A 13,513-nucleotide genomic window follows, 5' to 3' on the forward strand; every position below is an offset into this window, starting at 1 on the left:
CTGAAGAATGAACGAGGTGAACACGATTTTATGGCTGCGTGCCGTGAAGGTAATACGGAAGCTGTGCAGTTTTTTCTGGATCTAGAGGGGTTTGATGTTAACGAACCGTTTTCCTGTAAAGCGTATTGTGAACCTGTTCATGGCCTGTTTGTTGCGGCAGCGGCAGGCCGTATTGAAGTGGTTCAGAGTTTAATAGCTGCAGATGCAGAAATTAATCAAACATGGGGAGGGATCACGCCATTATATGTGGCCGCTCAAAACGGCCATGACAAGGTGGTTCAAATGTTGCTCGACTCCAATGCTAACCCATTTAAGAAATATAGGTTTTATTGGCTTTTCACCAAAAGCCCACTGAATGCAGCAAGATCCTGCAAGCCTTGGTTCAGAGTAATAAATCCTGCCAAGTATGACAGCTATACGGTAATCATTAAGGCACTCAAGAAAGCAGCCAGCAAATCCAGTTCTTACAAACCAGTAACAACCCATCACTCTAAAGCAGAAACAGAAAGAACTCCTTTATTAGGTGAGCACTCCCGACTCAGATCACAGCCCGTCTCAAAACAATAGGCCAACGGTCAAAGTGCCACGGTCAGAAGACGCATGACCACTGTGTAGATATCCCGATCTGTGGGTGTAGTGAGTGGAAAAAGTTGCTGGGCCTCAATGGGTGGCCCATCAGCCCTGTCGAATATCACGGTGAAGCTGCGGCCACCGGGCAGGGTCAGCGCCATCTTCTTTCCGACCTGTTCGCTCAGGGCAAACAAGGCATCCACCTCAGCACGGGTGAGCCAGCCATTTTCCCCGTCGCCCAGTACAATAGATCTGCCGTAAGATTTCAGGCTTTCAGAAACGACTAAGGCACCGGTCAGGCTGCGCTCCTGTTCCTGTGCCACCGGTGACCAGTCAAACTCATTCACCCAGATGAAGTTATCTGGGAGCGTTAAGGTATCAAAACAGGTTGTTCACCTGTCCGCCGACCACTTCATTGCCAGTCGCCCGGCCTCCGCCGTCCCCTTCGTCTGTCAGACGCTGGGACTCAAATAACTTGAAATCTTCCTTGTTGATTGCCATGGAAAAATCCTTTTTCGATGTGGTGCGGAAATGACTTATAGGAAGGGCTGACAGGCTTGATGAAAACCGCCACGTGCGATTTCGGATAATGGTTCTTGAAACAAGAAAAAACCGCCGAAGCGGTTTTCATAATCAGGGAAGAATATCTGCAAGCCGTGACTGGTGAGTTTTAAACCAGGGATGCGCACAAACATAACCGGCTGGAGGTCGGCGGCCAGGATCAATGCTAAGAAGATTCAGTAGCAATGTTTTTGCCTGAGGATCTGCAATGTTCTCACTTATACGGCTTTGCGCTGTAAAATCAATCCAGCCAAGTAATTCGTCTTCATTGTCGAAATCAACGGCTTCAATACCCTCTCCATCTTCAAGGAATAAGGTCATAGGAAACTGTGTTTTGTTGGCTAACTCAGGAAACAGATCCTTCCCAGTAAGTGCCCTGTACATAACGCACCCAAACGACCACATATCCGATGAGGGGCTCCACCCGGCCTGAGTGTAAAGATCCGGTGAACAGTACTCTGGTGTACCTGCCGGGCTCATATCATAACTATCCGGACCAAAGTGAATGACTTCGCCAAAGTCACAGACTCTGACCTGCTTTTGTCCATCAATGAGGATGTTCTGAGGCTTAATATCCCGATGAACTTTATTGTTCCTGTGTAGATATTTAAGGGCCTCCGCGATTTGAATCAGCACTTGCTTCTTATCCTCTGTGGTATGCAGATCAACAATATGTGCTGTTGAAGGGGTGGTCGTCGATGCAATATCAACCCCACCATACTCAAGAGTCATCGAGTCACACCATCGACCGCACTCAGAGGACGCATGAATAACAGAAATAATATTGGGGTGATGTAGCTCTTTTAGAACCTGAACTTCATGCTGCAAAATTTGCAGACACCGAGGCCGCAAATGGTTGTCATGGGGTTCTTTCTCTACCATTAGTTGACGCTGGTCTTTATTGAAAACAATAGAAACACGGCCACAGCCTCCCTGGCCCAATACCACGGAAACTGAGCCATCTGATCCAGAGCTGATTACACTATCTCCCGATGATGGCTGACTCAAGGACAACGGTGGAGATAGCGATTCAGTACGAGGGGGAGTTAAACCTTGCATTCTACGTCCTCCGTCGATTTATTGTCATGACCAACACTGTAGCCATGATAGTCAAAGCCCTGTATGAGACCTTTGTAGGGCTTTAGACGAATGTGTAAGCCCTAAAGCGATCAACTATTTGCAACCGTAAGCAGGCGCATGACCACTGTGTAAATAGCCCCATCCGTGGGGGCAGAGAGTGGGAAAAGCTGTTGTGCTTCGATAGGCGGGCCATCGGCTCTGTCAAAGATCCCGGTGAAGCTGCGGCCACCGGGCAGGGTCAGCGCCATCTTCTTTCCGGCCTGCTCGCTCAGGGCAAACAGGACCTCTACTTCAGCCCGTGTCAACCAGCTGTTTTCACCATCCCCCAGCACAATGGATCACTCAGAGACTTATCGGGACTGGCACAATGGCGGGGAGTTATTTCGTGTTGGCAGAGCATTCCGGTGAGTCGTAGGGAACAAAGAACAAACGGTTCTGTACGAGCTTTATGATTTTTCTACTGTCACTGTTTTTGGTCCACATCTTTCCCAGCCCATCCGTATCCTCACCGTATTCCGCATATTTTCTCGCTGCACTAAAATCAGCACCAAGGTCAGGCGTCTTACGAAGTTCAGCCACGACATAGGCAAAGAATTTTTTCGCCCCTCTTCGAAGAGGAATTTTTCTACGGGTCGCCTTTTCAATGAGAAAGTCACCAGCTTCGCTCAAGGCATACAACAGTTCATCACTCACGACATCGGATGCAGCGTCCCCCAGATACAAATAGGTCAGGGACTCCCACTCCACACTGGCCATCATTTCACGGGTGAGCAGGCAGTCCGAAAGAGGGGGAGATAGACTTAATGCCTGGCAGGGATATTTCACTCCTGTTCTCTGCCAACATAAATCCCAATATTCCCCGCTGCTTTTCCCGGCAAATGTTTTCTATCTGCCTTTCGTACCCCTGAAATGAACGACAAAACCAGAAAGGCACGTAACCAGCCTTGGGGATGTGAACGTCCCCCAGATACCATAGCAATTTGGGGCCAGGCACACCTTCATAAAGCTGACAGCGGGAAACCTTTCCCCGAGACTGGGAGAAATCAAAGTAAGCTTCAGCAGCCGAAAAACGTTCAGGTTCATACGTAAAAACCCAGCGGCTTCTATCGAGCTGACTTTTGAGGGAAAGAAAGGTTTTGTGTTTCTGAAAAAACTCTAACAAGGCAACTTGTGGCCCTGGCTGTGCCATGTTAGCTATACGGACGGCTTCATCTTTTATGGCTTTAAGCTGAGGATCTGGAAGCTGCTCTACGGCATCCAGCACCCGATCTAGATTTTTAAGAAAGTCATCCCAGTCCGTCTCTTTGTCCATGGTGACATGGTGACTTTCAAGGTATTTCCTCAATCCCTTGCTATCACTCGATAAGCGAATCAACTCTTCAAGAGCATCCATATTCCCTCTCTTTTATTTTTATACGTCCATGGTATAGAGACTTCTCAAGGTGCGGATTCCTGGCAATCAAGTCAAGCCGGTGCCAACAGGTGGCAACTACGCCCAGCTTGGTTGTTGTACAGAACACATCTCCGATTCAAGCTTTATGGGTAAGGAAAAAAATTACTCGGATTGCACGATCATGGACGACCATTCACTCCCATCATTACCCACCAGCTCGCCACGGGAAGAACTGCTTTACCTGTTCTCCCTTGGTGTCATACGCCACCAGCGCCGTACAACAGAGAATAACCAGCCAGACACCGTCACTGGCTGGACTTCTTCGGTTACCAGAGCGTGTATGTCTCCTTCCCAACCAGAGGAGACAACCCGTGAAAAAGAGTGAAGTGGACAAGAGTAAAAGTGAGCAGACACTTGCGGCCCAGGTCGCCAGCATTATGAGAATGGAACGAGAGGAGTTACTGCAGACCTGGCAAGACCTGCTGGGTAAGGAAGCCCCCACATTGCATATCGCTTTGCTGCGCCAGCAACTGGCCTGGAAGGTTCAGGAGCAAGCTCTGGGCGGACTCAGCGAAACCGCCAAAAAACAGCTAAACAGGGCAAAGATGTCCGTCATTAAACGCAAAAAAGTTTCAACGCCCCGCTCCTTTGAGCTTCCCCACGGCACCCGTCTCACACGTCTGTTCAAGGACGAAATCCATGAGGTGATTGTCACGCCGGAAGGCTATGAGTACCGGGGTGAGATCTATAAAAGCCTGACAAAGATTGCAAAGGCCATCACGGGTAGCCAATGGAGTGGACCGGCATTTTTCGGTTTGCGCAAGAGAAAGAAGAAGTGGAAAGAGCAGTGAACAGTTACACAAGAAACAGGGAACCCACCCAGCGATGCGCGATCTATACCCGCAAATCCTCTGAAGAAGGGCTGGAACAGGAGTTCAACTCCCTCAATGCCCAGTGGGAGGCGTGTGCCGCCTATATCGCATCGCAAAAACATCAGGGATGGGTGCTGGTGGACGAGCGTTTTGAGGATGGTGGCTTTTCAGGGGGCAATATTGAAAGGCCCGGGCTTAATAAACTGATGGACGCAGTGAGGCGGGATGAGATTGATATCATCGTCTTTTATAAGCTCGACCGCTTCAGTCGTTCCACCATCGATTTTGCCGCATTGCTCGGTGTACTTGAAAAACATGATGTGTCGTTTGTCTCCGTAACCCAGCCGTTTCAGACAGCCGATAGTATGGGCCGTCTCAATATGAATATGCTGATGACATTCGCACAGTTTGAGCGAGAGGTCACCAGCGAACGGATTCGGGACAAGTTCGCCCAGTCAAAGATGAAGGGCATGTGGATGGGAGGGCGCGTGCCCTACGGCTATGATGTGGAAGACCGGAAACTGGTGGTCAATCCCGGAGAGACTCAGGTTGTGAACATCATTTTCGAAACCTTTGTTGAGACCCGCTCATTGACCGAAACCTGCTACCGCGTGAACGATATGGGTTTTCGTACGAAGCTTTATCGTCACAAGGATGGCAGCACGATGGGTGGGATGTCCTACACCAAAAGCACCCTGCGCAAAATGCTGACCAACAAAATCTATCTCGGGCTGATACATCACAAGGGGCAATGGTATCCCGGACAGCACAAAGCCATTATCAATCGGAACCTTTGGGAGACTGTTGAAAAGATATTCGCCAGTAACCGCTTCAGTCGCCGCACAGATTCCTGTCGGCGAAACAGTCCGGCTTTTTTGCGGGGGTTACTTTTCGGGCCGGACGGTATCGCACTGGTGCCCACCAGCGCCCGACGCCGGGGAAAACGATACCGTTACTACACCAGTAACACGGCTCTTAAACAAGGTTACCGGGAAAAGATCATTCCTCCTCTTCCCGCCGAGCCTCTGGAGCAACTCGTGATACAAGAGGTGGGGCAACTGCTGAAATCGCCATCACTGCTCTTGAAAGTTTTTAAGACCGGACAAGAGCTGGCCCCATCACTGAAATATGACCAGGTCGTCAATGCTTTCGGAACGCTGGATCAGATCTGGGTAGAACTTTTCCCCAATGAACAACAGCGGCTGGCTCAGTTACTCATCAAACGGATTAACGTCTCAGGGGAAGGTGTTCATATTCACTTCCACGGCGATCATTTACCAGAAATCATGCACGAAATGTCAGGAGAACCCGTATGAGCTTTGAAATCACCGGAGAAAGGCAGTTGACGTACAACCAGGAAGAGAACTCTCCGGGTATATTTATTCCTATCAAACTGGTTCGTCGGGCGGGACGCACCCATATCCAGACCAGTGATGGTCAGGTGATAAACCCTGAACCGTTGCAATTTGATACCGCCCTCGTGAAAGCGCTGGCCCAGGCACATATCTGGATGGAACAAATGACAGAGGGTAAGTACGCAGGCGTGAGCGATCTGGCCAGACGCAGAAAGCAGATCACCAGCTACGTGTCACGCATCATGCGGCTTACGCTCCTGTCGCCACAATTACAGGAGGCCATTCTGACCGGCCAAAATATAGGCGGAAGGACACTGGCTGATTTTATGGATGGTTTTCCACTGTCGTGGCATGAGCAAGAGCGGTGGATTAATCAGTAAACAAAAGATTGATCCACTTCCACAATCTGAGACATCTGAGAAAGCCCCTGAAGAGATGCACGATAATTAAAGAAGTGCTTTCAATACGGGCTGTTTAAATACTCCTGAAGAAAATTATCAGCCTCTATCCCTTCTCCAACACAGCTGCGTAACTCTTTTCCATCACGTTCTCCGACATTCATCATATTAATGAATACTCATTTGCAAACAGGTACCTTCTTCTCTGGATACAGTTAGGCTCCCCTGTTTGCCTACTCTCGGCAACCATAGAATTTCACGAACCCTAAACGACAGTGTTTTTGCGCTACTCATAGACAGTTGATTTCAATAAGAAAATTCAGGTACCTCGAAATGCCCTCTAAAACCTGAAAAACAGAGGGCAGGCCAGAAAAAGGGCTAAACAGGGGTAAAACAGAGGAGATATAAGGAACAACGGGGTACCCGTTTAAAAACGGGAATGGTGCGGGAAAACAGGGGATTTTGTGCGCTTATAAATGCAAAAATCCCGCGACCTATAGCAGGTGCGGGATTCGTCTGTATGGCGGTGAGGGAGGGATTCGAACCCTCGATACCGGATTAGGGTATACTCCCTTAGCAGGGGAGCGCCTTCGGCCACTCGGCCACCTCACCGTTTTGAAAATATCATACCGTTCTGCTTTTCTGTGTCAATTGAGTTGGTTACTTCAGACACTTAGGCTTCAGGAATGAAAAACCCGCCAATCTGACGGGTTTTGCTCTTAACAAGAGAATATGGCGCGTCCTGGAGGATTCGAACCTCCGACCGCCTGGTTCGTAGCCAGGTACTCTATCCAGCTGAGCTAAGGACGCGTAGTGCTGCTTGAACAGCGCGATTGAATTTACATTTAAACGACACCGCCTGTCAATATGGCGGTGAGGGAGGGATTCGAACCCTCGATACCGGATTAGGGTATACTCCCTTAGCAGGGGAGCGCCTTCGGCCACTCGGCCACCTCACCGTTTGAGACGGCCGCTATAATAACAGATTCGGACTGAATGCAAAGTCCTTTTTAGGGCTTTACCGTGGCTATTTTAAAGAACGCTTTCAGAATGAATGAAGAGTGCTTTGAAAAGTTATTCGTTAAAGAAACAAACAGTTAGATGGGACCAGTATCAATACTGGTCTCCACCTTCCTCTTCGGTTTCCGGAACCCATTCCTGATGGTGTCCAGAACCGGAGTGACCACCGGATCCACCCTCACGTTCCTTCTGGATACGTTGGTAGATTTCTTCCCGATGAACTGCAACTTCCTTTGGCGCATTGACGCCGATACGAACCTGGTTACCTTTCACACCCAGAACGGTCACGGTGACATCGTCACCAACCATCAGGGTCTCACCAACTCGGCGTGTCAGAATGAGCATTACTGTCTCCTTGTTCTCTATCCTATAAACAATGACCGTAATCGATGACAGTACTTCCGAGCCCTGTGAGGAGGGGTAAACCGTGAATACTGCCTGCCGGTTTATTGTTACGAATCATAAACATAATACAGGTCTGGAGATTGGCAATCCGTTCCCGCATTATCTTTTAGTTCTGGCAGCACAAATCCAAAACCGTTCCCTTTATGACTGCCATTTCCTCTCACCTTTGTGTTAAGACTGAGGAAAAGTCATCACCAAAGAACGTCGTGCTAACCAGACGGCACATTGCTAGCAGACTCCTTATGTAAGCCCTGCTGTACAAGCAGGTTAGGGCTACTTTCAGAGCCTCCCTCTTTTAAAAACCAACCACCGTCAGGGTGGTTACTCCTGCTCTACGCTAGTACCTTGGTTCAACTCAAACGTAGAATGCAAGGCTCGCACCGCTAGTTCAAGGTATTTTTCCTGTATTACCACTGAAACCTTGATCTCAGAAGTGGAAATGATCTGAATATTGATCCCTTCAGCGGCCAACGCCTCAAACATCTGTGTAGCTACGCCAGCATGGGAGCGCATCCCAACACCTACGATAGATACCTTGGCAATTTTGTTGTCGCCATCGTATTCTCGAGCTCCCAGGTCTTTACAGGTCTGGGCCACCACTTCCAGTGCACGCTGATAATCATTTCTATGAACTGTGAAGGTGAAATCGGTGGTCTGGTCGGCCGCAACGTTCTGGACAATCATGTCCACCTCGATATTGGCACGCCCAACAGGGCCAAGAATCCGTGAAGCCACCCCGGGAATGTCCGGCACCCCTTTGATGGTCAGCTTGGCTTCATCTCGGTTAAACGCTATGCCGGAAACAACTGGCTGTTCCATCTCGCTCTGCTCCTCGAGTGTGATAAGAGTGCCCGGGCCATCCTGAAAACTGTGTAACACCCTCAGAGTGACGTTGTACTTACCGGCAAATTCAACTGAACGAATCTGCAACACTTTTGAGCCAAGGCTGGCCATTTCCAGCATTTCTTCAAAAGTAATTTTATCCAGTCGGCGGGCACCTTCAACAACACGGGGGTCAGTGGTATAGACACCATCCACGTCGGTGTAAATCTGGCACTCCTGTGCATCCAGCGCGGCAGCCAGTGCCACGGCGGTGGTATCGGAGCCTCCACGCCCCAGAGTGGTGATCCTGCCGGACTCACTCACTCCCTGGAAACCGGCAACTACAACCACCCGTCCGGCATCGAGATCAGCTCTTACGGAACCGGTGTCGATCTCCTGAATGCGGGCTTTGTTATGATAACTGTCTGTTCTGATAGCAATCTGCCAGCCGGTGTAGGACCGGGCCGGGCAGCCAAGATTTTCCAAGGCCATAGACAGCAGAGCAATGGTCACCTGCTCTCCGGTAGAAAGCAGCACGTCCAACTCTTCGGCTTTGGGGTGTTTCTGCATCTCGCTGGCCATGGAAACCAGTCGATTGGTTTCTCCAGACATTGCTGAGACCACAACAACTATGTCATGCCCCTGTTTGCGAAACGTCTGAATCTTCTCTGCAACAGCTTGTATACGCTCTACAGTTCCAACGGATGTTCCACCAAACTTCTGTACTATCAGCGCCATTGTGTTCTTGCTTTTATTAATAGTCGGAGCGAAATGTACCAAATTGGTACACAAAGAGACAGTGTATAATCAGCTCCCTCTTCCCGATAAAATGAGAAAGGAAAGGGAGCTGACGGTACTTGCAACTTTTTACAGCTTGTCGCCCAACCAGGCTTTAACAGAAGCCAGAGCCGCAGGCAACGCAGCCATATCGCTGCCTCCACCTTGAGCGAAGTCAGGACGACCGCCACCACGACCACCTACTTGCTCAGCAACCATCTTCAACAGGTCACCCGCTTTTACCTTACCGGTGAGATCTTTGGTGACACCTGCCGCCAGAGACATCTTGCCGTCGTTCACAGCCGCCAGCATGATCACACCGCTGCCCAGTTTCTGCTTCAGCTGATCAATCAGATCACGCAGAGACTTGGCTTCCACACCGTCCAGCTGAGTGGCCAGCAGCTTCACGCCGTTTACATCAATAGCATCAGACGCCATATCCGCACCAGCAGCGCTGGCCAGTTTCTGCTTCAGCTGCTGGAGCTCTTTTTCCAGCTCGCGATTGCGGGCCGCCAGAGCCTTCACCTTCTCAACCGCAGATTCACGATTGCCTTTCACCAGCCCGGCCACCTGCTGAAGACGGTTGTCGTTCTGCACCAGCCAGTCCTGGGCGGCTTGGCCAGTGAGAGCTTCCACACGGCGTACGCCAGCAGCAATACCACCTTCACTCACAATCACGAACTGGCCGATATCGCCCGTACGCTCCACATGGGTACCACCACACAGTTCCACAGAGAAACGGTCAGAACCCATGCTCAACACCCGCACAGAGTCACCATACTTCTCGCCAAACAGCATGGTTGCGCCCATTTCAGCGGCGGTGTCCATATCGGTCACCTTGGTGTCAACGGCCGTGTTGGCACGTACCTGCTGGTTCACAATCTGCTCAACAGCCTTGATCTGCTCATCGGTCATGGCTTCGCCGTGGGAGAAGTCAAAACGCAGTTTCTCGCTGTCCACCAGAGAGCCTTTCTGCTGAACGTGTTCACCCAGAACACGGCGCAGAGCTTCGTGGGCCAGGTGAGTAGCAGAGTGGTTACGGGCCGTGTCGATACGTTTATCCCCATCAACAGCCGCAGATACCGTTTCGCCCACCTTCAGGGAACCGGACATCACTTCACCAGTGTGCAGATGGTTGCCGCTTTCCTTTCTGGTATCCAGAACACGGAACTCACCCGCCTCTGTTTTCAGAACACCGGTATCACCACACTGACCGCCAGACTCCGCGTAGAAAGGCGTCTTGTTCAGCACAACAATGGCTTTGGTGCCTGTAGTGATGGCATCAACCGCTTCACCTTCCACAAACAGCGCCTTCACTGTGTCAGTGTCGTTCACATTGCCAAAGTAACCGGAGAACTCGGTTTCCCCTTCCACATTAATGGAAGCGTTGTAGTCCACACCGAAATTGCTGGCGGCACGGGCACGCTGACGCTGCTCTTCCATGCACGCTTCGTAGCCGTTTTCGTCGATAGTCAGGCCTCGCTCACGGGCGATATCGTTGGTCAGGTCAACGGGGAAGCCGTAAGTATCATAGAGAGTGAAGACGGTTTTACCAGGAATCACCTTGCCTTCCAGAGAGGCCATGTCGTCTTCCAGAATCTTCATACCCTTGTCCAGTGTACGGGTGAACTGCTCTTCTTCTTTTTTCAGCAGATCCATCACCCGTTGCTGGTTCTCAGCCACAACGCTGGCCGCATCCCCCATGGCTTCCACCAGAGCGGGTACCAGTTTGTAGAAGAAAGATTCCGTTGCCCCCAGCTTGTGACCATGGCGGCAGGCGCGGCGAATAATGCGGCGCAGGGTGTAACCACGGCCATCGTTGGAAGGCTGTACGCCATCGGCAATCAGGAAAGCGCCGGAACGGATATGGTCAGCGATAACACGCAGAGAGCTGTTACTGTTTTCAACACCGCCCAACAGTTTGCCCGCTTCGGTGAGAATGTGCTGGAACAGGTCGATGTCATAGTTGTTGTGCACACCCTGAACCACAGCCGCAATACGCTCCAGCCCCATACCGGTATCCACGGAAGGCTTGGGCAGTGGTTCCATGCGACCATCAGCATAACGGTTATATTGCATGAACACGATGTTCCAGATTTCGATGAAACGGTCGCCATCTTCTTCCGGAGTGCCGGGGCGGCCGCCCCAGATGTGTTCGCCGTGGTCGTAGAAAATTTCTGTGCAGGGGCCGCAAGGGCCGGTGTCACCCATCATCCAGAAATTGTCGGACTGATACGCGTCGCCCTTATCACCAATACGGATAATGCTGTCGGCAGGTACGCCAACGGCGTTCAGCCAGATGTTGTAGGCTTCGTCATCGGTTTCATAAACAGTCACGCACAGTTTCTCAGCGGGAATGTTCAGAGTGCCGGTCAGAAAGCCCCAGGCAAACTTGATGGCGTCTTGCTTGAAATAGTCGCCAAAGCTGAAGTTACCCAGCATTTCAAAGAAAGTGTGGTGGCGGGCAGTGTAACCCACATTTTCCAGATCGTTATGCTTACCACCGGCACGCACGCAGCGCTGGGGAGTGGTCGCTCGCGTGTAGTCACGCTTCTCACGGCCAAGGAAAGTATCCTTAAACTGGTTCATACCTGCGTTGGTAAACAGCAGGGTGGGGTCATCATGGGGAACCAGTGAGCTGCTGTCTACAACAGCGTGGCCCTGTTCTTCAAAGTACTTGAGAAAAGCAGAACGTAATTCAGAACTCTTCATGGAAGACGTCATATCACCATCAAACTCGTGTATTTCACCCCAATTTTTCTGCGGTCAAGCCGCATTGGAGCCTATTGATGGTCGCATTATATAACTATGCCGTGGGTCTGTAAGGGCTATAACGGTGATATTGCAGCATTATTATTATTTTCTGTGCTGGCTCCTCCCCCAGAGCTGGGAAGGAGCCTTCCGTATTATTTTTCGCTCAGCTCCAGACGAGCCAGCAACGAGGAGGTATCCCAGCGGCGGCCACCGGCCTTTTGCACTTCCCCATAGAACTGATCCACTGCTGCCGTAACCGGCAGGCTTGCGCCGTTCTTACGGGCTTCATCCAGACAAATACCCAAGTCCTTGCGCATCCAGTCCACAGCAAAACCATGGTCATATTCGCCTTCGTCCATGGTCTTGTAACGGTTCTCCATCTGCCAGGATTGTGCTGCACCTTTGGAGATCACGCTAATCACGTCGTCTACATTCAAACCAGCACGCTTGGCAAAGTGAATACCTTCAGAAAGCCCCTGCACCAGACCGGCAATACAAATCTGATTCACCATTTTGGTAAGCTGGCCAGAACCACTTTCACCCAGCCGTTTTACCTGACGGGCATACACATCCATCACCGGTTCGGCCTTATCATAGGCAGCCTGATCGCCACCCACCATAACCGTCAGAACACCGTTCTCGGCACCCGCCTGACCGCCGGAAATCGGTGCATCCAGAAAACCGATGCCGCTTTCAGCCGCCACAGCGTACAGCTCACGGGTCACTTCGGCAGACACAGTGGTATGATCTACAAACACCGTGCCTTTCGCCATACCGGCAAAGGCGCCATTATCACCCAGACACACCTGACGAAGGTCGTCATCGTTACCCACACAGCACATCACCAGATCAGCACCTTCGGCGGCCTGGGCCGGAGTCTCCTTGAAGGAGCCAGCATACTCCTCCACCCACGTCCGGGCTTTGGCCGTAGTGCGGTTGTAAACCGTTACGTCATACCCTGCCTTTTGCAGATGTCCCGCCATCGGGTAACCCATAACCCCCAAACCGAGGAATGCAACACGTACTGCCATAACAAACGCCCTTCTTATCAAGTGAGGAGAGATAACAGAGAACTATTGTGCCCGATGAACCTTCAGCCTCGCCATAGCATCTTTAAACCTATCTGCCATGGTTCTTGTCAGCACCCCTGTACACCCGTGTTCATTCCTGAAACTTTGATACCCCAAACAGGTCTGAATGACTGGTTATTCATGATGTCCTCATGGGTAACCAGCTATTTGGAATAAACCTGAAGGGGTACTGATAATGGACATCCGCTCGTTTTCAACTGTTCCACAGCCTCTTATCGCCCCCTCCCCCGAAGCCGTCTCTGCTCCGGTGACACGTCTTGAGCACCCAGAAACGACGGGGGGCGAATCGCCGGTGGCTATGGACACAACTCCCCTCGCCAGTTATTCCATCTCTCCTGCGCCCCCGGCAGCACTTATTGCTCATAACCAGTACACTGCCGCGGTCCTGAAAAGCCTGTATCAGACCTATGAAGTC

At 50.9% G+C, this 13,513-nt stretch carries 15 protein-coding genes, 3 tRNA genes and 1 pseudogene; 6 read left to right on the top strand and 13 right to left on the bottom strand.

Annotated features, from left to right (window positions below; translation table 11 throughout):
• Window positions 1-567, top strand: a 567-nt coding sequence (locus E1189_RS06745) for an ankyrin repeat domain-containing protein (RefSeq protein WP_230460232.1), incomplete at its 5' end; no start/stop codon positions are given.
• A gap of 8 nt (window positions 568-575) precedes the next feature.
• Here E1189_RS06745 and E1189_RS06750 read toward each other — a convergent pair.
• From E1189_RS06750 to E1189_RS06770, 6 genes are all read right to left on the bottom strand, one after another.
• Window positions 576-917 carry a hypothetical protein gene (locus E1189_RS06750; RefSeq protein ID WP_155159274.1) on the bottom strand — a complete coding sequence of 114 codons (342 nt, stop codon included), beginning with the start codon at window positions 915-917 and terminating at the stop codon, window positions 576-578.
• 31 nt (window positions 918-948) lie between these two features.
• Window positions 949-1,071: a hypothetical protein gene (locus E1189_RS25740; RefSeq protein WP_268921599.1), complete on the bottom strand. Its 123-nt coding sequence runs from the start codon at window positions 1,069-1,071 to the stop codon at window positions 949-951.
• 132 nt (window positions 1,072-1,203) lie between these two features.
• Window positions 1,204-2,190, bottom strand: a complete 987-nt coding sequence (locus E1189_RS06755) for a serine/threonine-protein kinase (protein ID WP_155159275.1) — start codon at window positions 2,188-2,190, stop codon at window positions 1,204-1,206.
• Between the two features lie 110 nt (window positions 2,191-2,300).
• Window positions 2,301-2,543, bottom strand: a complete 243-nt coding sequence (locus tag E1189_RS06760) for a hypothetical protein (protein ID WP_155159276.1) — start codon at window positions 2,541-2,543, stop codon at window positions 2,301-2,303.
• 46 nt (window positions 2,544-2,589) lie between these two features.
• Window positions 2,590-2,904 carry a hypothetical protein gene (locus E1189_RS06765; RefSeq protein ID WP_230460233.1) on the bottom strand — a complete coding sequence of 105 codons (315 nt, stop codon included), beginning with the start codon at window positions 2,902-2,904 and terminating at the stop codon, window positions 2,590-2,592.
• A gap of 67 nt (window positions 2,905-2,971) precedes the next feature.
• Window positions 2,972-3,604 carry a hypothetical protein gene (locus E1189_RS06770; protein WP_155159278.1) on the bottom strand — a complete coding sequence of 211 codons (633 nt, stop codon included), beginning with the start codon at window positions 3,602-3,604 and terminating at the stop codon, window positions 2,972-2,974.
• A gap of 181 nt (window positions 3,605-3,785) precedes the next feature.
• Between E1189_RS06770 and E1189_RS06775 the strand changes: the two genes are divergently transcribed.
• From E1189_RS06775 to E1189_RS06790, 4 genes are read left to right on the top strand one after another with little or no spacing between them, the layout of a single operon-like run.
• The gene (locus tag E1189_RS06775; RefSeq protein WP_155159279.1) at window positions 3,786-3,989 is read left to right on the top strand and encodes a hypothetical protein; all 204 of its coding nucleotides are present in this window, start codon (window positions 3,786-3,788) and stop codon (window positions 3,987-3,989) included.
• Window positions 3,976-4,455, top strand: a complete 480-nt coding sequence (locus E1189_RS06780) for a DUF2924 domain-containing protein (RefSeq protein ID WP_155159280.1) — start codon at window positions 3,976-3,978, stop codon at window positions 4,453-4,455. Before E1189_RS06775 ends, E1189_RS06780 begins: the two co-directional genes overlap by 14 nt.
• Window positions 4,452-5,792, top strand: coding sequence for a recombinase family protein (locus tag E1189_RS06785; protein WP_196221278.1), 1,341 nt, complete (start codon window positions 4,452-4,454; stop codon window positions 5,790-5,792). Before E1189_RS06780 ends, E1189_RS06785 begins: the two co-directional genes overlap by 4 nt.
• The gene (locus E1189_RS06790; RefSeq protein WP_155159282.1) at window positions 5,789-6,211 is read left to right on the top strand and encodes a hypothetical protein; all 423 of its coding nucleotides are present in this window, start codon (window positions 5,789-5,791) and stop codon (window positions 6,209-6,211) included. Before E1189_RS06785 ends, E1189_RS06790 begins: the two co-directional genes overlap by 4 nt.
• 539 nt (window positions 6,212-6,750) lie before the next feature.
• Here E1189_RS06790 and E1189_RS06795 read toward each other — a convergent pair.
• The 7 genes and pseudogenes from E1189_RS06795 to E1189_RS06825 all read right to left on the bottom strand — a co-directional run bounded on the left by E1189_RS06795 (window position 6,751) and on the right by E1189_RS06825 (window position 13,038).
• Window positions 6,751-6,841 (bottom strand) — tRNA-Ser (locus E1189_RS06795).
• Between the two features lie 121 nt (window positions 6,842-6,962).
• Window positions 6,963-7,039: transfer RNA gene (locus tag E1189_RS06800), tRNA-Arg, on the bottom strand.
• Window positions 7,040-7,097: 58 nt separating this feature from the next.
• A tRNA-Ser gene (locus tag E1189_RS06805) sits at window positions 7,098-7,188 on the bottom strand.
• A gap of 241 nt (window positions 7,189-7,429) precedes the next feature.
• Window positions 7,430-7,594: pseudogene (gene csrA / locus E1189_RS06810) on the bottom strand (carbon storage regulator CsrA); the annotation flags it as partial.
• Window positions 7,595-7,975: 381 nt separating this feature from the next.
• Window positions 7,976-9,214: an aspartate kinase gene (locus tag E1189_RS06815; protein WP_155159283.1), complete on the bottom strand. Its 1,239-nt coding sequence runs from the start codon at window positions 9,212-9,214 to the stop codon at window positions 7,976-7,978.
• 129 nt (window positions 9,215-9,343) lie between these two features.
• Complete coding sequence (gene alaS / locus E1189_RS06820) at window positions 9,344-11,965, bottom strand: alanine--tRNA ligase (protein WP_155159284.1); 2,622 nt, start codon at window positions 11,963-11,965, stop codon at window positions 9,344-9,346.
• A 194-nt stretch (window positions 11,966-12,159) separates the two neighbouring features.
• Window positions 12,160-13,038 (bottom strand): NAD(P)-dependent oxidoreductase, encoded by an 879-nt coding sequence (locus E1189_RS06825; protein ID WP_155159285.1) that lies wholly within the window; start codon window positions 13,036-13,038, stop codon window positions 12,160-12,162.
• 235 nt (window positions 13,039-13,273) lie between these two features.
• On the opposite strand from E1189_RS06825, the gene E1189_RS25315 reads away from it, so the two are divergent.
• Window positions 13,274-13,513 (top strand): hypothetical protein (locus E1189_RS25315; protein WP_230460235.1); only part of this gene is annotated, 240 nt, incomplete at its 3' end.

Origin of the sequence: Parendozoicomonas verongulae (assembly GCF_009711465.1) — a bacterium.
Classification (GTDB): Bacteria; Pseudomonadota; Gammaproteobacteria; order Pseudomonadales; family Endozoicomonadaceae; genus Sansalvadorimonas; species Sansalvadorimonas verongulae.